General features: G+C 71.2%; 19 protein-coding genes. 7 read left to right on the top strand and 12 right to left on the bottom strand.

Annotated features, from left to right (window positions below; all coding sequences use genetic code 11):
• Complete coding sequence (locus tag ABZU25_RS14435) at nt 1-465, bottom strand: hypothetical protein (RefSeq protein WP_355029792.1); 465 nt, start codon at nt 463-465, stop codon at nt 1-3.
• 103 nt (nt 466-568) lie between these two features.
• On the opposite strand from ABZU25_RS14435, the gene ABZU25_RS14430 reads away from it, so the two are divergent.
• Together ABZU25_RS14430 and ABZU25_RS14425 are read left to right on the top strand one after the other, a co-directional pair.
• Entirely contained in the window at nt 569-1,420 is an 852-nt protein-coding gene (locus ABZU25_RS14430; RefSeq protein WP_355029791.1) for a copper resistance protein CopC, read from the top strand.
• 248 nt (nt 1,421-1,668) lie between these two features.
• Complete coding sequence (locus ABZU25_RS14425; protein WP_355029790.1) at nt 1,669-4,074, top strand: ricin-type beta-trefoil lectin domain protein; 2,406 nt, start codon at nt 1,669-1,671, stop codon at nt 4,072-4,074.
• A gap of 74 nt (nt 4,075-4,148) precedes the next feature.
• Here the strand turns inward: ABZU25_RS14425 and ABZU25_RS14420 are convergent, their stop codons facing one another.
• Nucleotides 4,149-5,111 carry a hypothetical protein gene (locus ABZU25_RS14420; RefSeq protein WP_355029818.1) on the bottom strand — a complete coding sequence of 321 codons (963 nt, stop codon included), beginning with the start codon at nt 5,109-5,111 and terminating at the stop codon, nt 4,149-4,151.
• A 173-nt stretch (nt 5,112-5,284) separates the two neighbouring features.
• Nucleotides 5,285-5,671 (bottom strand): DUF2267 domain-containing protein, encoded by a 387-nt coding sequence (locus tag ABZU25_RS14415; RefSeq protein WP_355029789.1) that lies wholly within the window; start codon nt 5,669-5,671, stop codon nt 5,285-5,287.
• A 220-nt stretch (nt 5,672-5,891) separates the two neighbouring features.
• Here ABZU25_RS14415 and ABZU25_RS14410 point away from each other — a divergent pair, with 220 nt between their 5' ends.
• From ABZU25_RS14410 to ABZU25_RS14395, 4 genes are all read left to right on the top strand, one after another.
• Nucleotides 5,892-6,224 carry a nuclear transport factor 2 family protein gene (locus tag ABZU25_RS14410; protein WP_355029788.1) on the top strand — a complete coding sequence of 111 codons (333 nt, stop codon included), beginning with the start codon at nt 5,892-5,894 and terminating at the stop codon, nt 6,222-6,224.
• A 33-nt stretch (nt 6,225-6,257) separates the two neighbouring features.
• A complete protein-coding gene (locus tag ABZU25_RS14405; protein ID WP_355029787.1) occupies nt 6,258-7,094 on the top strand; it encodes an oxidoreductase in 837 nt (278 codons plus the stop codon).
• Nucleotides 7,095-7,343: 249 nt separating this feature from the next.
• Nucleotides 7,344-7,763 carry an ATP-binding protein gene (locus tag ABZU25_RS14400; RefSeq protein ID WP_355029786.1) on the top strand — a complete coding sequence of 140 codons (420 nt, stop codon included), beginning with the start codon at nt 7,344-7,346 and terminating at the stop codon, nt 7,761-7,763.
• A gap of 105 nt (nt 7,764-7,868) precedes the next feature.
• Entirely contained in the window at nt 7,869-8,246 is a 378-nt protein-coding gene (locus ABZU25_RS14395) for a nuclear transport factor 2 family protein (RefSeq protein ID WP_355029785.1), read from the top strand.
• Between the two features lie 6 nt (nt 8,247-8,252).
• Here ABZU25_RS14395 and ABZU25_RS14390 read toward each other — a convergent pair whose 3' ends face one another.
• The 4 genes from ABZU25_RS14390 to ABZU25_RS14375 form a co-directional block, all read right to left on the bottom strand.
• Nucleotides 8,253-8,774: a hypothetical protein gene (locus tag ABZU25_RS14390; RefSeq protein WP_355029784.1), complete on the bottom strand. Its 522-nt coding sequence runs from the start codon at nt 8,772-8,774 to the stop codon at nt 8,253-8,255.
• A 185-nt stretch (nt 8,775-8,959) separates the two neighbouring features.
• Complete coding sequence (locus ABZU25_RS14385) at nt 8,960-9,430, bottom strand: molybdenum cofactor biosysynthesis protein (RefSeq protein WP_355029783.1); 471 nt, start codon at nt 9,428-9,430, stop codon at nt 8,960-8,962.
• 101 nt (nt 9,431-9,531) lie between these two features.
• A complete protein-coding gene (locus ABZU25_RS14380) occupies nt 9,532-11,634 on the bottom strand; it encodes a PQQ-dependent sugar dehydrogenase (RefSeq protein ID WP_355029782.1) in 2,103 nt (700 codons plus the stop codon).
• A gap of 37 nt (nt 11,635-11,671) precedes the next feature.
• On the bottom strand, nt 11,672-12,619 hold the full coding sequence (locus tag ABZU25_RS14375; protein ID WP_355029781.1) for a LamG-like jellyroll fold domain-containing protein: 948 nt from the start codon (nt 12,617-12,619) through the stop codon (nt 11,672-11,674).
• Nucleotides 12,620-12,728: 109 nt separating this feature from the next.
• Here ABZU25_RS14375 and ABZU25_RS14370 point away from each other — a divergent pair, with 109 nt between their 5' ends.
• Nucleotides 12,729-13,787, top strand: coding sequence for a LacI family DNA-binding transcriptional regulator (locus ABZU25_RS14370; RefSeq protein ID WP_355029780.1), 1,059 nt, complete (start codon nt 12,729-12,731; stop codon nt 13,785-13,787).
• Nucleotides 13,788-13,820: 33 nt separating this feature from the next.
• Here the strand turns inward: ABZU25_RS14370 and urtE are convergent, their stop codons facing one another.
• From urtE to urtA, 5 genes are all read right to left on the bottom strand, one after another.
• Nucleotides 13,821-14,513 (bottom strand): urea ABC transporter ATP-binding subunit UrtE, encoded by a 693-nt coding sequence (gene urtE, locus ABZU25_RS14365; RefSeq protein WP_355029779.1) that lies wholly within the window; start codon nt 14,511-14,513, stop codon nt 13,821-13,823.
• The gene (urtD, locus tag ABZU25_RS14360; protein WP_355029778.1) at nt 14,507-15,289 is read right to left on the bottom strand and encodes an urea ABC transporter ATP-binding protein UrtD; all 783 of its coding nucleotides are present in this window, start codon (nt 15,287-15,289) and stop codon (nt 14,507-14,509) included. Before urtD ends, urtE begins: the two co-directional genes overlap by 7 nt.
• A complete protein-coding gene (gene urtC, locus ABZU25_RS14355) occupies nt 15,286-16,473 on the bottom strand; it encodes an urea ABC transporter permease subunit UrtC (protein WP_355029777.1) in 1,188 nt (395 codons plus the stop codon). The genes urtD and urtC overlap by 4 nt, the downstream gene beginning before the upstream one ends.
• Nucleotides 16,470-17,357: an urea ABC transporter permease subunit UrtB gene (gene urtB / locus ABZU25_RS14350; RefSeq protein ID WP_355029776.1), complete on the bottom strand. Its 888-nt coding sequence runs from the start codon at nt 17,355-17,357 to the stop codon at nt 16,470-16,472. The genes urtC and urtB overlap by 4 nt, the downstream gene beginning before the upstream one ends.
• A gap of 75 nt (nt 17,358-17,432) precedes the next feature.
• Nucleotides 17,433-18,677, bottom strand: coding sequence for an urea ABC transporter substrate-binding protein (gene urtA / locus ABZU25_RS14345; RefSeq protein ID WP_355029775.1), 1,245 nt, complete (start codon nt 18,675-18,677; stop codon nt 17,433-17,435).
• Nucleotides 18,678-18,935 lie beyond the last annotated feature (258 nt).

The following is an 18,935-nucleotide window of genomic DNA, read 5'->3' as shown; positions in this document are numbered from 1 at the left end:
TCAGCGGACGACGAGCTGGAACAGCACCAGCTCGGTCTCGTGCGTCTCCACCTCGAACAGCCCGGTCTTGTCGGCGCGGAACTCCACCGAGCCGGGCTTGCCGGCCGGCAGTCGGGTGCCCAGGTCGTAGCCGTGCACGTGCAGCTCGTCCGACACGTCGGAGGTGACAGTGATCCGGACCAGTTCGCCCTTACCCACTGTGACCCGTCCGGTCGGCGGACTGATTCGCCGCTTCGCGATCGTCACGACGATCTCGCGGTCCGCTGCCGGTGCGCTGGGGCTGGGGCTGGCCGTCGGGCTCGGCGCGGTGGTGGCGGCGCTCGGCGGGGCGGCGGACGTGGCCGGCGCGGAGGGGGTGGCCACGGAGGGGTCGTCGTCGTGCCCACAACCAGCGACGAGCAGGGTGGTGAGGAGACCTGCGGCGAGGGCGACAGAGGTGCGGGTGGCGGGGGTACGGAGGAACACGGGCGGACTCCGAACGACGCGAGGGGGGCGGGTGTCGGGGTGATCGTCGGGGAGGAGAACTCTACGTCTTGTTCGGCGGAGGGGAAATGACCATGATGAACGAATGCGATCGAGACTGGTCACTGCGCGTAACACCCTGAGCCGTGCGATGGTGGCGGTGGCCGCGACGCTTGTGGTGTCGCTGCTGCTGCCCGCCGCTCCGGCGTCCGCGCACGGCCAGTTGGCGACCTCCACCCCGCTGACCGGCACCGTGGTGCGCGAGCCACTGGCTCAGCTGGCCCTGTACTTCACCGAGAAGCCGGCCGCCAACGCGCACTTCGCCATCAGCGGGCCGAACGGCTCGCGGGTGGACAATGGCTGGTCCTTCGGTGAGCCCAAGCGACTGGACAAGCCGGTCACGGAATACTTCATGGTCAACGGTGTGTTCGAGCCCCGGCTCTACCACACCGGGTTCCCGGCCATGGTGACCGTCGCGCACTGGCCGGCGAAGGGCCGCTACACCGCCAGCTACCTCTCCGTCGCCTCCGACGGTGAGGCGGTCCGCGGCACCGTCACCTTCGACTACCAGGGGCGCACCACGGCGGCGCCGGCCGGCTGGACGGCGCCCACGGCCGGGCCGGAGCCGGCGCTGCTGGCCCTTGCCGAGGGCGAGGGATCGGCCAGCCCCGGGGTGACCGGCAGCCCGGTGGGTCCTACCGGCGCTCCGACGGACAGTCCGGCCGGTGCCACCGGGGAGAAGTCCGGCGGCGGGTTTCCGGCCTGGCTGGTCCCGGCCCTGATCGTGGTCGTGGTCTCCGCGATCGTGCTGGTGGCGGCGCGCCGCCGACCTGCCACGCGCGGGGCCTCGACGCCGGGCCGCCGGCCCGCCGGCCCCGCCCGCAAGGCCGGTGCCCCGGCCAGCAAGGCCGCTCCCCCGCGCAAGACCGGTCGTCCGGCCCGGCGCGGACGGCGGTAAGCCGCTTCCACAGGGGGCATTCTTCGCGTACCACCACGGACTTTCGCACGGACAGCGGGAACTTTTGATGTATCGACGCGAAGCCATGGACAGCCCAATCGAAACACCTTAATGTCTCGATCCATCAACCCGGTGTTTCCGCAATGTCACTCGTCGGCGTCGAGGACGTTACGGAGCCGGGGCCGACGGCCATCCTCACCACAGCCTCGCACCTGCCGTCGGGCACTCCACTGCCTCCTGGAGGAACGATGGGCCCACGCCTGCAACGCCGACTCCACCATCCCGTCCTGGGTGCGCTCGCACTCGTCCTCACCACCGGCCTCTGGGCCGCCCCCGCGACCGCCGCCCCCGCGCAGGAACCGGGCGTCACGCTGCGCGTCTTCGACGTGCAGGTGCCGCTCTCCGAACTGTGCACCCTCAAGCCCGCGCAGACCCCCAACGTGGACAGACTGATGTCCACGATCAACTGGACCGCGGCGTCCGACTTCGGCTTCGAGGACAACTTCGTCTCGCAGGTGCTCGGCAACATCACCACCACCCAGGCCGGTAGCTACACGTTCCGGCTCAGCAGCGACGACGGTTCCAAGCTGGCGATCGACAACACCGTCGTGATCAACCACGACGGCCTGCACGGCGCGACCCCGCCGAAGGAGGGCACCGTCACCCTCACCGCCGGCCTGCACCCGCTGCGCATCGACCACTTCGAGCGTGGCGGCGGGCAGCAGATCACCCTGGAATGGAAGACGCCCGGCTCGTCGTCCTTCGCTGTCGTACCGAACTCGGCGTTGAGCACCGACGCCGGCGTGGTCCGGGTGACCGCGCCCGGCCGCAAGGAGTGCGAGGGCATCGCCGACACCCCCGGCGACGGCCTGCCGCTGACCGGGGTGCACCCGGGCTACACGCTCACCAATCTGCGGCCCAGCGGCTTCCAGCCGAAGGTCACCGGGATGGACTGGCTCGCCGACGGGCGGCTGGTCATCTCGACCTGGGGCGGCAGCGACCAGTCCGGCACCTCCCAGGACGGTGAGGTGTGGATCCTCGGCAACACCGGCGGTTCGACCACTCCGGGAGCCGTGACGACGAAGAAGATCGCCGGTGGCCTGAAGGAGCCGCAGGGGCTCAAGGTCGTCGACGGGGTCGTGTACGTCTCGGAGAAGCAGCGGCTGACCCGCCTGGTCAACACCGGCGGCGACGAGGTGGCCGAGCGCCTGGACACCGTCGCCACCTGGCCGTACGGCGGCAACTTCCACGAGTTCGCGTTCGGGCTGCTCTATCAGGACGGGTTCTTCTACCTGAACCTGTCGGTGTCGATCAACTCCGGCGGCGCCACCACCAACCCGCAGCCCGCCGTCAACCGGGGCACCACCCTCAAGGTCAACAAGGACACCGGCGCGGTCAGCTACGTCGCCGGCGGCCTGCGTACCCCGCACGGCATCGGTTGGGGTCCGGAGGGCGGCATCTTCGTCACCGACAACCAGGGCGGCTGGCTGCCCTCGTCGAAGCTGCTGCACGTCAAGCAGGGCCGGTTCTTCAACCACTACACGAACCCGGCCGGCCCCTTCGACACCGCCCAGGTCACCCAGCCGGTGCTCTGGATGCCGCAGAACGAGATCGCCAACTCGCCCAGCACGCCGCTGTACCTGACCAGCGGCCGTTACGCCGGCCAGTTCGTCATCGGCGACGTGACGTACGGCGGCCTCCAGCGGGCCAATGTGGAGAAGGTCAACGGCGAGTACCAGGGCGCCCTGTTCCGGCTCACCCAGGGCCTGGAGGCGGGCGTCTCGGAGGTCAACGTCGGCCCGGACGGCGCGATCTACGTCGGCGGGCTCGGCGCGGGCGGCAACTGGGGTCAGACCGGCAAGCTGTCGTACGGCCTGCAGAAGCTGACCCCGACCAGCACCACCGCGTTCGAGATGCTCGCCATGCGGGCCACCACGACCGGCTTCGAGGTGGAGTACACCCAGCCCGTCTCGACGGAGACCGCCGCCGAGTTGGCCGCACGTTACAAGATCAAGCAGTGGCGGTACGTGGCGACGTCGAACTACGGCGGGCCGAAGATCGACGAGGAGACGTTGACAGTCACCTCGGCCACCCTCTCGTCGGACGGAAAGAAGGTAAGCCTCACGGTGCCCGGTCGCAAGGCCGGCCGGGTGGTGCACCTGCGCTCGCCGCGCCCGTTCACCTCCACCAGCGGCCAGTCACTGTGGAGCACCGAGGCGTGGTACACGCTCAATTTCATCCCGGGCAGTCCTCCGCCGCCGACCGGCGGCACCATCACCGGCGTCGGCGGCAAGTGCCTGGACGTCGACAACTCCGGCCTGGCCGACGGCACGAAGATCCAGCTCTACACCTGCAACGGCACCGCCGCGCAGTCGTGGACGCGGGTCGACGACACGTACCGGGTCCTCGGCAAGTGCCTGGACATCGACAACGGCGGCACGGCGAACGGGACGAAGGTCCAGCTCTGGACCTGCAACGGTACCGGCGCGCAGGTCTGGCAGCCGCAGTCCGACGGGTCGATCCGCAACCCGCAGTCGGGCAAGATCCTGGAGGCCGCCGGCGGCAGCACCGCCAACGGCACCCAGATCCAGCTCGGCACGTACTCGGGCGGGGCGCATCAGAAGTGGGTGGTCGGCAGCGGGGTAACCGGCTGACCTCGGCGAGGGGCGTGGTCTGACCGGCGGGTCAGGCCACGCCCCGGACCGCCGCGCCGGCTGACGACCGACGCTCAGCGGAACAGCACAGGCCGGTTCCCCCGGGCGCCGACCAGCTGACCCCGAATGTTGATGTCCTCGATCGAGTCGGTCTCCAGCACGCCCCGCGTGGTCAGGTCGGTCATCACCCCGTTGTGCCAGAGGAACGGGTGCCACTGCGCGGTGGTGGTGCTCTGCCCCACCACGTCGCCCCGGTCGTTGATCGCGGTGGCCCGGCTCCAGTCGCCGCCGAGCGTGCCCAGGTCGGTCAGTGTCCCGTTCTGCCAGCGGAAGGCCCGCCCGTTGGCCGCGCCCACCACCTGGCCCCGGTTGTTGATCCCGAGGGCCTCGCCGCCGATCTGGGTGAGCACACCGTCGCGTAACCGGCCGCCGACGCAGGTGCACGGATAGTCCTGCGGCGGCACGTTGAACCCGCCCACCACGTCACCGGCGTTGTTGACGTCGGCGGTGAACTCGTAGAAGTACTGCCGACCCAGGTCGGTGAAGGAGCCGTTCCGCCACAGGAACCGGTGCGGCATGTCGCCGGCGGGTTCGCTGGTGCCGAGCACCTGCCGCCGGTCGTTGACGCCGATCGCCACGCTGTTCTCCCCGCCCAGGGTGCCCAGGTCGACGAGTCGGCCGGCACGCCAGAGCACCGCGCGGGTCAGGTAGTCGGCACCGAACGAGGTGATCGCCACGTCGCCGAACTCGTTGACGTCCACGGCGGTGGAATCCGTGTCACCCGGCAGTACGCCCAGGTCGGTGATGACGCCGTGTCGCCAGAGCACGGCGTGCCGAGCCCCGCTGGCGACGGTGCTCCAGCCGACGATGTCGCCGCGGTCGTTCATCGCCGTCGCGGCGCCGTCGCCTCCGCTCAGGGTGCCGAGGTCGACGACCCGGTAGGTGCGCGGGGAGGCGGTGGCGGAAGTGGGAGCGAGGGTGGTCAGGGCGACGGCGGTCGTCGTCACGATGGTCAGCAGGGAACGCGGGGACACCACGGACGTCAAGGGACGCTCCTCGCATCGGAGCAGCGCATTCCCGGCACGGGGGCACGGCCGGGCAACACCACTGCGCGTTCGATCGGTCACGCACAGTAGATCCGGCGTCGCGCCCGGCACGCCAGGGACCGAACGGTCATCGATGCCTGGGCGTCCGGCGGTACCCGCGTCGGTCAGGGGCCGTGCGGCAGGGGCTGCGCCAGCGCCCGCAGCTCCGACGGGAGTTGGGCCAGGGCATCCTCGAACTCCCGGTGCCCGACCACCCGGTGCATCGTCTGCAGGACGGCGCGGGCGCCCCGCTCGGCGGCGGGCCGGTCGATCCCGGCGCGGTCGGCCACCCGGCGCAGGAACTCGTCGTAGCCGAACGCTTCCGGCGGCTCCGCGGCCTTGACCAGCAGCGGGCTCAGCTCGTTGGCCAGGTGGGGGGCCAACGCGCCCGCCTCACCGCCACTGAGGCGCTCGGTGAGGGTCCGCAGAACAGCCTCGGTCAGTGGACGCGCCTGCTCCGGCGGAATCCCCGCCCGCGCCGCGACCTTGTCGACGAACCTCAGCTCGGCCATGCCACCGCCCTTCGTTCCGGAAAGCCGTGCCTACCCCGACCCACCGGCAGCAAACCCCCGCCCACCGGCCCGGACGACCACCGCGCCGTGGGCGGCACGCCCGGATCGCGCCCGGCCGGTCTGTTCGTTGCTCCGCGCGGTGCCGTCCGCTTCTCGTACGGTGAGGTCGGACCGGGAACCCGACGGCTGCCGACGGCGGCCCGTGCCGCAGGAGGAGCAGATGGCGGTGGACCTGCCCGACGTGATCGACAGGTACTTCCGGGCCGTCGACGACCGGGACCTGGATGCCTTCGTCGCCTGCTTCGCGGACACCGCGAGGGTCGCCGACGAGGACCGGCTCTACGACGGACGGGCCGCGATCCGCGCCTGGCGGCAGAAGACGATGGATGCCTACTCGTACACGGCCGAGCCGCTCGGTGTCACACCGCAGGCGGGCGACTCGTACCTGGTCCGCACCCGGGTGTCCGGCGACTTTCCCGGCAGCCCGATCGAACTGCGCTACCGGTTCACCCTGCGCGACGACCTGGTCGGCGCGCTGGACATCCGCCCGTAGCAGCCGCCGACCCGCCCGACCGGAGGAGACCACGTGCCGCGAGTCTGGCTCATCACCGGGTGTTCCCGGGGTCTCGGTCGGGCGCTCGCCGAGGCCGTGCTGGCCGACGGCGACCACCTGGTCGCCACCGCCCGCAACCCGGCCCAGCTCGACGCCCTCAGCGACAAGTACGGCGACCGGGTCAGGACGGTGGCCCTCGACGTCACCGACCCCGCGGCCGCCCACACCGTCGCCCGCACCACAGTGGACACGTTCGGCAGCCTGGACATCCTCGTCAACAACGCCGGATACGCCGACGTCGCCGCGATCGAGGACATGCCGGAGGGCAACTTCCGGGCCCAGGTCGAGGCCAACTTCTACGGGGTGGTCAATCTCTCCCGCGCGGCCCTGCCGGCGATGCGCGCTCAGGGGCGCGGGCACATCCTCCAGATCTCCAGCGTCGGCAGCCGGGTCGCCAGCACCGGCCTGGGCGCGTACCAGGCCGCCAAGTGGGCGGTGAGCGGCTTCTCCGGGGTGCTCGCCAAGGAGGTCGAAGGGTTCGGGATTCGGATCACCAGCGTCGAGCCGGGCGCGTTGCGGACCGACTGGGCCGGCTCGTCGATGAGCATGTTGCCAATCAGCGATCCGTACCGGCCGGTCATCGATCCGGCCGTGCAGCGGCTACGCCAGGCCAGCGGCAACCAGCCGGGCGACCCGGCCCGTGCCGCCCAGGCGATCATCCGAATCACCCGGGTCGACGACCCGCCCCTGCGGCTGCTGCTCGGCGCGGATGCCGTGGCGGGCGCTTCGGCCGCCGCGGAGGCGCTGGCCACGTCCGACGCGCGGTGGCGCGAGCTGAGCGAGTCCATCGCCTTCGACCCGGCCCCCTGACCGACCCGGCTCCCCGGACCGACATGGCCAGCAGACGGGGGTGCGGCCGGCATGTGACCGGGCGTCGCCGGATCGACCGCCGAACGGGTGGGACAGCCAGCGCGCCAACAGGTGACATGATGTGCCGACAACCAGCTGTCGCTAGGAGAAGGGTTGCTGCTGCCCGATGGTGCACTTCGCGGCTCGCACGTTCCCCGCACCCGGGCCTGTCGTGGTGACGCTCGCCGTCAACCCGCGGATGGCGGGCTGATGCCGGCCGAGCGACCGGAGGCCGTGGCCGAGCAGAGCGTCCCCGCCCATCTCATGGACACCATGTCGTACCAGGTCGCGACGGACGTGCGAGCGCTCCGCGCGTTCGTCAGCGTCGGGGCGCTGGCCCGGGGCCTGCCACCTGATCGGGTCGAGCTGCTGACCCTGGCGGTCAGCGAGTTGGCCACCAACACGTTGCAGCACGCCACCGGCGGCGGCCGGGTCCGTCTCTGGGCCGAGTCGGGCCACCTGTTCTGCGACGTCGTCGACCGGGGGCAGACGCGGGCGTTGGGTCGGCGCATGCCGGCCGCCGACGCGATCCGGGGTCGAGGGCTGGCGATCGTGGAGCAGATCTGCGACGAGGTCGCCGTTCTCACCAGCCCCGGCGAGACCGTCGTGCGGATTCGCCTGAGCCTGTGACCGCCGCCGGCGATCCGCCCGCTCGGGGCCCCGCTGGCTGCCACAATGCGGACAGCCCGGGCCGATGGTGACGCCGGGTCGACACCGATCGGGAGGACACCACCGATGCCGGACAGCGCACGCGAGGCAGAGCTGCTCGATGCCGAGCGGACCCTGCAGGCCGCCCAGCGGGCCGGCGACGTGGCCGCCCTCGACCAACTGCTCGTCGACCAGCTGATCGCCATCGGCCCGGACGGCCGGGCGTACACCAAGCAGGAGGACCTGGCCGCCCACCGGGACCGCCGCTCGGTGGTGGAGGAGTTGGTCGAGGAGGAGTTGGACCTGCTCGTCGTCGGAAAGACCGGTGTGACGTTCTTCCTGGGCCGGGTGGCTGGGGTGTTCGATGGGACGGCGTTCGCGGCGCGCCTGCGCTACACCCGGACCTGGGTCCACGACGACCCGCACGGCTGGCGGGTCCTCGCCGCGCACGTCAGCCCGGTCTGACCGAGGTCAGGTCTCGTCGTCGGTGTCGAGCAGGCCCTGCTCGTCGAGGAACGCGAACCACCTGTCGTCGCCGGGGGTCAGCTCGGCGTAACCCGGGCCGAGCACGTAGTAGTCCACGAAGGAGCCGAGGTCGGGGGCGAGTTCCTCGAACGCGTCGGACATGAACCACTCGGTGCCGTTCGGTGGGAAGTACCAGATGGCACCCGTGCCGCGGTCCATGAAGATCGGCTCGTCGCTCCGGGTGCCGACCACCAGCCAGCCGGCCCGGTCCTCGGGGATCGACGAGAAGTCCGGCGCGTAGTCGAGGTGGTACTGGATTCCCGTGAGGGTCGACGTGGACGCCAGCTCGACCCGACCGGCGCGCAGCCCGTCGGCGACAAGCAGCAGATCCCGCAGATCGTCAGGCAGACCCGCCGGAACGGCATCGATGGCGGCACCCTCGGCGAACTCGGCGAACGCCAGGCTCGCCGGCTGGTCGGCCAGATCCACCCGCAGCTCCTCGATGAGCTGCCGCAGCTCGGGGATCAATCCACCACCTCCGTTCGGATCAGGTCCCGTCCGGTCGGCCCGGCTCTGCCCGCAGCTCGCGAACCGGTGCGCGTGTCGGTTCTACCACGCGCCGGCGGCTGCGGGCGTCACCTCGGCGAATCGGCCAGCCGGGCCGCCACCACCAGGTCGTCGAGCTGAGCCGCCCCGGCGGGTTACGCTCTTCCTCAGCTGACCACGGCGTCGACCGGTCCGATGCGCAGGGTTCCGTCGTTGAGCGGCGTGCAGCGGATGCCGCCGGTGGTGCGTAACGCCTTCCAGGTCCCCGGGCCGACGGTGACGTCCATCCAGGCGCAGGGCCGGGCTGCCCGGTTGACCCGCAGGCTCACCGGGCCGTCTCCGGAGTCCAGGACCAGCACCCTGCCGATCAGCTCGTCCACGGCGATCCCGGTGGTGAGGATGTTGCGCCGGACCTCCGCCAGGCCGATGCCGACCGGCAGTGACTCCTGGGCGATGACAGTGACGCTGGCGTCGCGGTGCGCCTGCTGGCCGAAGTACCGGTCGCCGACGATGCCCAGGTGTGCCCGGATCCGGACCGCGTCGACAAGCTCACCGGGTGGGGCCGGCGCGGGGCCGTCGGCGGGCCGGCCCAGGAAGCGGTGCACGGGCGAGGCCAGCAACTCGACGATCTCCGGCATGGCAGGGATTCTACGAAGCGGACCGGGTCCTGCGGGGCAGGTCGACGGATGACCCGGTGGGGACGGCGGCACGAACGCCGCCGTCCCCACCGCGACACGGCTCAGGCCGGCGTGCCGGTCACCGTCAGGTTCCGTACCCGGCCCACGTTGTCGAACGAGCCGAAGCCCACCCGCCCCGAGCCGAACGTGGTGTCCCTCGCGGTCAGCAGCGGGTCCCGGTGCCCGTCGACGTAGACGGCGATCTCGCCGGTGGCCGGCAGGTGCACCACCCGGACGCGGTGCCAGTCGGCATCGGTGATCGCCGGGTTCGCGCCCCGGGAACGGCCGTTCCACTGGTGGTCGATGCGCTCCCGGTCGGCGTTGTCGACCTTGAAGATGCCGTTGTGCGGATAGATCGTGTTGTCGGTGGACAGGTGGGCATAGTAGAACTCGGTGTCCGACCGCCAGCCGAAGATGATGATCACGTCACGGTTGGTGACCTCCACCGGGGTGTCCAGCCGTACCCGTGCGTCGACCTGCACCGACGACCACGCCGGGCCGGCGGTCAGCACGGCGTACTCGAACGGCCGACGCGGGCCCGGTCGGCTCTCGCCGGCCTCGGCGAGGATGACCTGGTCGCGGGTGAACTGCCACTTCGCCGGGGTCACCGGCGCCCAGTTCGACGCCCCGGCGGTGCGGCGCACTGTGGTGTCGCCGACGTCGCCGCTGGCGAACTCCCGCGTACCGGTGACCTTCCAGATCTTCCCGTTGGCCTTGGCGACCAGGTAGAGCTCACCGGCGGCGTCGGTGCCGAAGCGCAGGTCCACCCGGTTGGGGTCGCCGGGCGCGCCCGGTCCGGAGAGGTCCCGCATCCGGACCGGGGTGCCCGCCGTGTCGAAGAGCGCGAGCTGGTGGATCGTTGCCAGCCCTCGACCCCGGCGCATCTCGTTCGCCTCGGTGTAGAGCACCCGGCCGTCGACCAGGTCGCCGAAGACGTACTTGCCGCGCAGCGCGGGCAGCGCCCGCCCCCGGTACACGAACCCGCCGGCCACCGCGACACCGACGTCGTCGGTGCAGTTCCAGCCGGCGGCGGGGTCGTGGTCGTACGCGGCGACCGGGTACGTGTAGCCGTACCGGTCGTCGTCGGCGGGCAGTGGGAGCAGCCGGTCGCAGGGGTTCGTGGCCGCCCTGTCGAAGACGAACGAGCCCTCACGCTCGCTCCAGCCGAAGTTGTCCCCGGCGCGGACCTCGTAGATCGCCTCGACGGCGTGCTCACCGATGTGCCCGAGGTACATCCGGCCGGTCGCCCGGTCCCAGCTGAACCGGTGCGGGTCGCGGAAACCCACGGCGTAGATCTCGCCGAGCGCGCCGGCCCGGCCGACGAACGGGTTCGCCGGTGGGATGCCGTAGCGCCCGTTCGCGGAGTTGGTGCCCCGGGGGTCGATGCGCAGCAGCTTGCCGTGGGGCAGGGCCAGGTTCTGCGGGTCGGTGTTGCGCGCGCCCTGACCGCCGTCGCCGACGGCGAGGTACAGCAGGCCGTAGTCAGGGTCGTGGCGCTTGGCCGTCGGGTTGAAGTTGATCTCCTGGATGCCGTGTACCTGGCCGCCGAAACCGATGCGCAGCACCTCGCGGTGCGTACCGGCGAAGGTGGCGGCGGCCGGATCGGTCGCCGTCCACTCCGTGATGACACCGTGGAAGAGCGTGTTGGGCTGGGCGTGGTCCGGAGTGGCGGTCGTCGTCGACGCCAACTCGGTGTGGATGGTGTAGAACCGGCCGTTCACCCCGAACTCCGGGTGGAACGCGACGTACCCGAAGCCCTGACCGAGCCCACGACCGGAGAAGAACCGCGGCGCGAACGTCGCGGCCACGTCCAGGTAGACGTGCGGCACGCCGCCCTCGACCAGGTAGAGGCTGCCGTTGAGGTCGGGCACCGCCCGCCGGCCGGAGCCGTCGGGCAGCTCCATGACGGTGTTGATCCGCGCGGTACGCATGAGCCGCGCGTCGGTCGGCGCGGGAGTGGGGTACGACTGCGGGAAGCTGGCGTACTCGCTGAGGACCAGCCCGAGGCGGGATTGGATCGGCATCTCCGGGATCGGGTCGTCGACCGCGTCGGCGGCCCGTGCGGGTGTGGCGACCAGGGCGGACAGGATCAGCACGAGGGCGGTGAGGCCGGCCCTCACTGTGGGCCGGCGGACTCTGCCGGCGCGGCGGCGCAGGGTGTGCACGCGCGTCTCCTTCTCGGTGGGACGGTGCCGAGGGTGGTCAGCGGGCAAGGTGGCGGTACTGCCTCCGCACGTCGGTCGCGGAGACCACACTGTCGAGGAACATCAGGCCGTCCATGCGGCAGTCACACGGGTTGCGCTCCAGCGTGTCCTGCGGGAAGCTCCCGCCGATCTTGATGCCGCGCGGGTCGGACGCGGTGGTCACGTGCGGGCCGGGCCCGGACACCAGCCACGGGTCGTCGGCGCGGGTGTAGAAGCCGTCCACCGGTTCGCCGTTGCGGTAGAGGGCGAGCGCGCCGGTGTCGAAGTCGAAGGTGGCGGCCAGGTGCACCCACTCCCCCACCGGCAGCAGCTCGCGCCAGTCCTGGTTGGCGGCGAAGGTCTGCGAGTTGCCACCGTCGAGCCGCCGGCCGAGCGCGACGAGACGCAACTCCCCCTCGACGTCGATCAGCTCCAGCAGGGCGCGCACGCCGTGTCCGTCGGAGTCGCCGGTCAGCACGCCGGCCAGCCCGATCGCGTTGTACCGGTCGTCCGGGTCGGCGGTGGTGGAGTTGGGCAACGGGCTGTCCATGTTCAGCTTGAACCAGCCCATGACGGTGGTGCCCGTGGTGGCGCTGAAGGCGCGCAGCGTCCGCACCCCGCTGGCCGACCACGTGCCGGCCTTCCAGTCGTCGTTGCCGGCGACGGTGGGGGCGACCTGCCGCGTCTGCACCGCGTTGCGGCTGCCCCGGTAGGCGCGGTCCGGCACCCGCATGGCGGCACCGCCGTTGATCAGCTCGATCTCCGTGCCGGAACGCCCCCTGTCGCGTTCCAGGGCGGGGTCGCCGGGCACCGGGTGGTCGAAGTCGTACGCGGCGACCAGGTGCGCGCGCAGCGCCGGATGGACATCGGGCGAGGTGCTGCGATCCGCGTGCGCTGGCGGCGTACCGGCGCCGGTCAGTGCGCCGATCGCCAGGAGGGAGACGGCCGCTCGTCGGGCCCTGGACATGACTGTCACCTCGTTTCGCGGCATGCCGGATGCCGGTCACGTAAGCGCTTACGAAAGCGCTTACGTACCCTAGGCTTCGATCAATGTCGCTCGCAATAGATCGGGTGACATGAATGTTCTCGGAGGGTTGCGGATGCCCAGGGCCAGCCAGCGGCCGCGCCTCGTGGACGTCGCCGAACACGCCGCCGTCTCACTGGCGACCGCCTCCCGCGCCCTCGCCGGCCGCGCGGGGGTCAGCGCCGAGGTCGCCGACCGGATCCGGCAGATCGCCGGTGAGCTGGGCTACGTGGCCAACCCGTACGCCCGCACCCTGGCCAGCGGTGCCACCTCCACAGTGGGGTTGATCGTCCATCAGGTCGACGACCCGTACTTCTCCGAGATCGCCGCCGGAGTCATCCAACTCGCCGCCGAGCAGGGGCTGCTGGTGCAGATCTGCCAGTCCGGCCGCGACCCCGGCTACGAGCTGCAACAGCTGCGCCACCTGATCGCCCAGCGGGTCGGCATCGTCCTGATCAGCGGTTCCGGCTACGACGACCCCCGCATGGAGGCCGCCGCCCGCGCCGAGCTGGCCGCGTTCCAGGACCACGGCGGGCGGGCCGCGGCCATCGGACGGCACGCGCTCGGCGTCGACGCCGTCCTGCCGGACAACGAGGCCGGCGGCGTCGCGCTCGCCCAGCACCTGCTGGATCTCGGCCACCGGCGGATCGCGGTCGCCGCGGGCAGCGCCGGCCTCACCACTGTCGCCGACCGGCTGGCCGGAGTGTCGTCGGCCCTGCGGCAGCGCGGGCGGTCTCCCGCCGACCTCGCCGTCGTACACGGCGACTTCACCCGCGGTGGCGGGCGCGCCGCCGCCGAGCAGATCCTCGACGAACATCCCGAGACGACGGCGATCATCGCGCTCAACGACGCCATGGCCATGGGTGTGCTGTCGACGCTGCGGTCCCGCCGGGTGCCGGTGCCCGCGCGGATGTCCGTCGTCGGGTTCGACGACGTCTCCGTGGCGGCCGACCTCGCGCCCAGCCTCACCACCATCCGCCTGCCGATGACCGAGATGGGCCGCACGGCACTCACCCTCGCGCTGAAGCCGCGCGCGGCCCGCCCCCGCCGCCGTCCCACCGGGCACCTGCTTGTCGTCCGCGACTCGACCGGCCCCGCGCCGACGACCTGACCGACGCTGCGCCGATCAGACCGCCAGAGCCGATCAGACCGCCAGAGCCGCTCGGACCTCCCGTTCCGCCGTGACACCCCCGTCGCCGTGCGAGGTGACCCGGCCGGACTCCAGCACGTGATAGCGGTTCGCCACCCGCAACGCGAAGCCCAGGTGCTGCTCGACGAGCAACACGCTGAACCCCGACTGCCTGGTCAACTCGACGATCCGTTCCTGGATCTCGGCGACCACCGACGGCTGGATGCCCTCGGTCGGCTCGTCGAGCATCAACAACCTCGGCCGGGTGATCAACGCGCGGGCGATGGCCAGTTGCTGCCGCTGACCGCCGGACAGCAACCCGGCCCGCCGCCGCAGCAACTGGCGCAACGCCGGAAAGAGGTCCAGCACCTCAGCGGTGGCCACCGCGCCGTCGCGCCGCCCGTCGGCGACGAGCCGCAGGTTCTCCGCGGCGGTCAGGTGCGGGAAGCTCTGCTGGCCCTGCGGGACGTACGCCATGCCGCGCGCCACCCGCTCGTGCGGCCCGAGACGGGTCACGTCCTCACCGTCCAACTCGACGGTGCCGGCACTCGGGCGCAGCAGCCCGGCCGCGACCCGCAGCAGGGTGCTCTTGCCGGCGCCGTTGTGCCCGAGCACGGCGGCCACCCCGTCGGGCGGGACGGCGAGGTCCACCCCGTGCAGCACCCGAGAGCGCCCGTACCCGGCGTGCACCCCGCGCAGCGTCAGCATCCTGCCTCCCGAACCGTGGGGGCCGACCCGGCGTCGACCGGGTGGCCAAGGTAGACCTCCTGCACGCGCGGGTCCGCCTGGACCTGCGCCACAGTGCCCTCGCTGAGCACCCGACCGGCGTGCAACACGGTGACGCTGCGCGCGAACCGGCGCAGGAAATCCATGTCGTGCTCGATCACCACCACCGTGCGGTCCCGGCTCACCGTCTCCAGCAGGGCACCCGTGGCGTCGCGTTCCTCGTGGCTCATCCCGGCGACCGGCTCGTCGAGCAGCAGCAGCCGGACGTCCTGCACCAGCAGCATGCCGATCTCCAGCCACTGCTTCTGGCCGTGCGCGAGCGTCCCGGCGAGGTGCCCGGCCCGCCCGGTCAGCCCGATGGTCTCCAGGGCCGCGGCCACCTCGTCGGGGATGTCGCGCCGACGACGAGCCAGGGTCGCCCAGCTGCGACGGGCACCCGCCGCGATGTCGAGGTTCTGCAACACCGACAGCTCCTCGAAGACCGTCGACGTCTGGAACGTGCGCCCGATACCCAGCCGGCTGATCCGGTGCACCGGGCGGCCCAGCAGCTCGTGCTCACCGAAGCGGACCGAACCGGTGGCCCGGACCAGGCCGGTGATCGCGTCGACCAGGGTGGTCTTGCCGGCGCCGTTCGGCCCGATCAGGAACCTGATGTCACCGGCGGGCACCTCCAACGAGACACCGTCGACGGCGGTGAACCCGTCGAAAGTGACCCGCACGTCACGGACGGACAACCCGTCCAGCCGCTCGTCGCTCATGCCGCCGGCACCTCCGCCCGCTCGGCGCGTCGTCGACCCGTCGGTAACCACCCACGCCCACGCGCTTTCGCGCCGCCCTCCCGGCGGCGGGCCAGCGCCCACAGCGACGCCAGGCCACCGGGGAGGAACGCCACCACCACCACGAAGAGCAGACCCTGCAGGTACGTCCAGGTGCCGGGAAAACGCTCCGACAGGGCGGTACGCGCCCAGGCCACCGCCACCGCGCCGAGCACCGGGCCGAGCAGGGTGGCCCGGCCGCCCACCGCGACCCCGATGACGAACTCGATCGACGGGACGATGCCGATCAACGCGGGCGAGATGATGCCCACCGCCGGCACGAACAGCGCCCCGGCCAGCCCCGCCATGCCCGCCGCCACGACGTACGCGACAAGCTTGACCGACGCCGGGTCGTAGCCGAGGAAACGGACCCGCTCCTCACCGTCGCGGACCGCCACCAGCAGCTCCCCGTAGCGGCTCTGCATCAGTTGGCGGGCCAGCGCGAGCAACGCCAGCAGCAGGCCGGCGATGATGAAGTAGACCATTCGTTGGTTGACCGGGTCGTCCAGGTCATAGCCGAAGAAGCCCTTGATGTCGGTCAGCCCGTTGGTGCCACCCGTGGTGCCCTGCTGCCCGATCAGCAGAATCACCATCGCCGCCGCGAGCGCCTGGCTGAGGATGGCGAAGTACGCACCGCGAACGCGGCGGCGGAAGACCAGCGAGCCGAGCCCGAAGGCGACAGCCATCGGCAACAGCACCGTCGCGGGCAGCGCGAACCACGGGCTGGCGAACGGCCGCCACCACAACGGCAGCTCGTCGAGCTGCCCGTACAGCTGCATGAAGTCGGGCATCCCACCGGGACCCGCGTCGGCGAGCTTGAGGTGCATGGCCATCGCGTAGCCGCCGAGGCCGAAGAAGACGCCCTGGCCGAGGGTCAGCATCCCGCCCCGGCCCCAGGCGATCCCGATGCCGACCGCCACCATGGCGACGCAGAGATACTTGGCGAGCAGGGCCAGCCGGAAGTCCGACAGCGCCAGCGGCGCCACGGCGAACAGCAGCGCCGCGCCGAACGCGAAGCCGGCCGCCGTCCGCAGCCGGCTGCGACGGGATGACCGACCCGGTGGTACGGGGCTGGCGGGCGTCGGACGGACAGCGGTGCTGGGGGGCGCGGGGGTGACGGCGGTCATGCGAGGCTCCTGGTCCGCAGGGTGAACAGGCCCTGTGGCCGCCACTGAAGGAACGCGACGATCGCCACGAACACGATCACCTTGGCGACGCTGAGGGTGGTCAGGTACTCCCCGGTGGCCTGGAGCACGCCGAGGGCGAAGGCGACGATCACAGTGCCCTTGAGCTGGCCGATCCCGCCGACCACGACGACCAGGAAGGCATCGATGATCAGGTTGGTGCCCATGGTCGGGCCGATCGGGCCGAGCAGGGTCAGCGCCACCCCGGCCAGCCCGGCCAGGCCGGAGCCGACGAAGAAGGTCGTCCGGTCGACCCGGGCGGTCGGGATGCCGGACACCGCGGCGAGGTCGCGGTTCTGCACCACCGCGCGGATGCGGCGTCCCAGCGGGGTGAGCCGCAGCGCCAGGGTGAGCGCCGCGACGGCGGCCAACGCCAGGGCCAGGATGAACAGCCGGTTGTTGGCGATGGTCAGCCCGCCGGGCAGCGCCACGTTGCCGGTCAGCAGTTCGGGAGCGCGGGCCTGCACGTTCGGGCTGCCGAACACGTCCCGGGCCAGTTGTTGCAGCATCAGCGACACGCCCCAGGTGACAAGCAGGGTGTCCAACGGTCGGGCGTAGAGCCGGCGGATGAGCAGCATCTCCAGCAGGACGCCCATCGTGCCGGCGACCACGAACGCCACCGGCAACGCGACCACCAGTGACAGGCCGGCCCCGGTGATGCTCTGTTGCAGGACGTAGGTGGTGTACGCGCCGGCCATGATGAACTCACCGTGCGCCATGTTGATCACGTTCATCTGGCCGAAGGTCAGCGCGAGACCGAGAGCGATGAGCAGCAGCACCGCGCCAATGCTGATGCCGGTGAAGAGTTGACCGAAGAGGACTGTCACGGTGGGTACTCCGTACTGCTGGTCGGGGGGCCCGGGCAGGCCGCGCGGCAACGCGCCCCGCCCGGGCCGGCATCGTCAGCTCAGGCCACTCGCCCAGGGGTAGGTCTTGAGGTACGGGTCGGGCTGGACCGGCTTGCCGGAGTTCCACACCTCGCTGATCAACCCGTCCGCGCCGATCTTGCCGATCCGGGCGGTCTTGGCGATGTGCTGGGTCGGGCCGTCGACAGTGACAGTGCCCTCCGGGGCGTCGAAGGTGATCCCCCCGGACGCGGCGCGGACCTTCTCCACGTCGAAGGCGCCGGCCTTCTCGACCATCGCCTTCCACAGGTGCACCGCCACGTACGCGGCCTCCATCGGGTCACTCGTCGGCTTGTCCGCCCCGTACTTGGCCTTGTACGCGGCCACGAACGTCGAGTTCGCCGCCCCGGGCGTGGTCTGGTAGTAGTTCCAGGCGGTCAGCTGGCCCTCCAGGTACTGGGTGCCGATCCCCTTGACCTCCTCCTCGGCGATCGACACCGACACCACCGGCATCGCGGCCGCGGTCAGGCCAGCCGACTTGTACTCCTTGAAGAAGGCCACATTGCTGTCACCGTTGAGGGTGTTGAACACGGCGTCGGCCTCGGCTGATTTGACCTTGTTGACGATCGTGCCGAACTCGGTGGATCCGAGCGGCGCGTAGTCCTCGCCCGACACGGTCATCCCGTTGGCGGCGGCGTACGCCTTGATGATTTTGTTGGCGGTACGGGGAAAGACGTAGTCGCTGCCGACCAGATAGACCGACTTCGCGCCCTGCGCCTTGAGATAGTCGAGCCCGGGGACGATCTGCTGGTTTGTCGTCGCGCCGGTGTAGAAGATGTAGGGCGACTGTTCCAGTCCCTCGTACTGCACGGGATAGAACAGCAGCGCCTTGTTCTTCTCGAACACCGGCTTGACCGCCTTGCGGCTGGCCGAGGTCCAGCAGCCGAAGACGGCGGCGACCCGGTCCTCGGAGATGAGCTTCTCGGCCTTCTCGGCGAAGGTGGGCCAGTCCGAGGCGCCGTCCTCGCCGACCGGCTGGATCTTCTTGCCGAGCACGCCGCCGGCCGCGTTGATCTCCTCGACGGCGAGCATGATGGAGTCGCGGACGGTGACCTCGCTGATCGCCATGGTCCCGGAGAGCGAGTTGAGCAGGCCGACCTTGACGGTGTCGCCGGAGACGTCGGCGGCGACGCCGGTCGCACTGCCCTCGTCGGTGGTCTTGCTGCCGCACGCGGTCATCGCTGCCGCGGCGACCAGGGTCATGGCACCCGCCAGGATGCGGCGGCCCCGGAATAATGACATCAATTCTCCCCTGCGGTGCACTCACGTGGCGAATGGACGGTCGGTGCGGTCCGGTGGATCTGAAGTGGGCGATGCCGGGGTCGACGGGTGGACGCCACCGGGGCACCGCAGCGGATACGGGCAGGGAAAGCGTCGACCGGCATCATTGCGATCGTGTTTCCCGGCCCTTAATTGAGTGTTTCCCGCCAGCGGCGCAGCAGGGTCACCAAAAGACGGCCGACACTGTCAGGGAAAGACGGTGTCGGCCGCTGGAAATCT

The organism is Micromonospora sp. NPDC005215 (genome assembly GCF_040607915.1).
Lineage (GTDB): Bacteria > Actinomycetota > Actinomycetes > Mycobacteriales > Micromonosporaceae > Micromonospora.
This window is presented reverse-complemented; position numbering and strand designations above follow the sequence as displayed.

Excerpts from the sequence above, each read along its gene's own strand:
- ABZU25_RS14430 (WP_355029791.1), top strand. The coding sequence starts at position 569 with ATGCGATCGAGACTGGTCACTGCGCGTAACACCCTGAGCCGTGCGATG.
- ABZU25_RS14425 (WP_355029790.1), top strand. The coding sequence starts at position 1,669 with ATGGGCCCACGCCTGCAACGCCGACTCCACCATCCCGTCCTGGGTGCG.
- ABZU25_RS14415 (WP_355029789.1), bottom strand. The coding sequence starts at position 5,671 with ATGGCCGAGCTGAGGTTCGTCGACAAGGTCGCGGCGCGGGCGGGGATT.
- ABZU25_RS14410 (WP_355029788.1), top strand. The coding sequence starts at position 5,892 with ATGGCGGTGGACCTGCCCGACGTGATCGACAGGTACTTCCGGGCCGTC.
- ABZU25_RS14400 (WP_355029786.1), top strand. The coding sequence starts at position 7,344 with ATGCCGGCCGAGCGACCGGAGGCCGTGGCCGAGCAGAGCGTCCCCGCC.
- ABZU25_RS14395 (WP_355029785.1), top strand. The coding sequence starts at position 7,869 with ATGCCGGACAGCGCACGCGAGGCAGAGCTGCTCGATGCCGAGCGGACC.
- ABZU25_RS14385 (WP_355029783.1), bottom strand. The coding sequence starts at position 9,430 with ATGCCGGAGATCGTCGAGTTGCTGGCCTCGCCCGTGCACCGCTTCCTG.
- ABZU25_RS14375 (WP_355029781.1), bottom strand. The coding sequence starts at position 12,619 with ATGTCCAGGGCCCGACGAGCGGCCGTCTCCCTCCTGGCGATCGGCGCA.
- ABZU25_RS14370 (WP_355029780.1), top strand. The coding sequence starts at position 12,729 with ATGAATGTTCTCGGAGGGTTGCGGATGCCCAGGGCCAGCCAGCGGCCG.
- urtE (WP_355029779.1), bottom strand. The coding sequence starts at position 14,513 with ATGCTGACGCTGCGCGGGGTGCACGCCGGGTACGGGCGCTCTCGGGTG.
- urtD (WP_355029778.1), bottom strand. The coding sequence starts at position 15,289 with ATGAGCGACGAGCGGCTGGACGGGTTGTCCGTCCGTGACGTGCGGGTC.
- urtC (WP_355029777.1), bottom strand. The coding sequence starts at position 16,473 with ATGACCGCCGTCACCCCCGCGCCCCCCAGCACCGCTGTCCGTCCGACG.
- urtA (WP_355029775.1), bottom strand. The coding sequence starts at position 18,677 with ATGTCATTATTCCGGGGCCGCCGCATCCTGGCGGGTGCCATGACCCTG.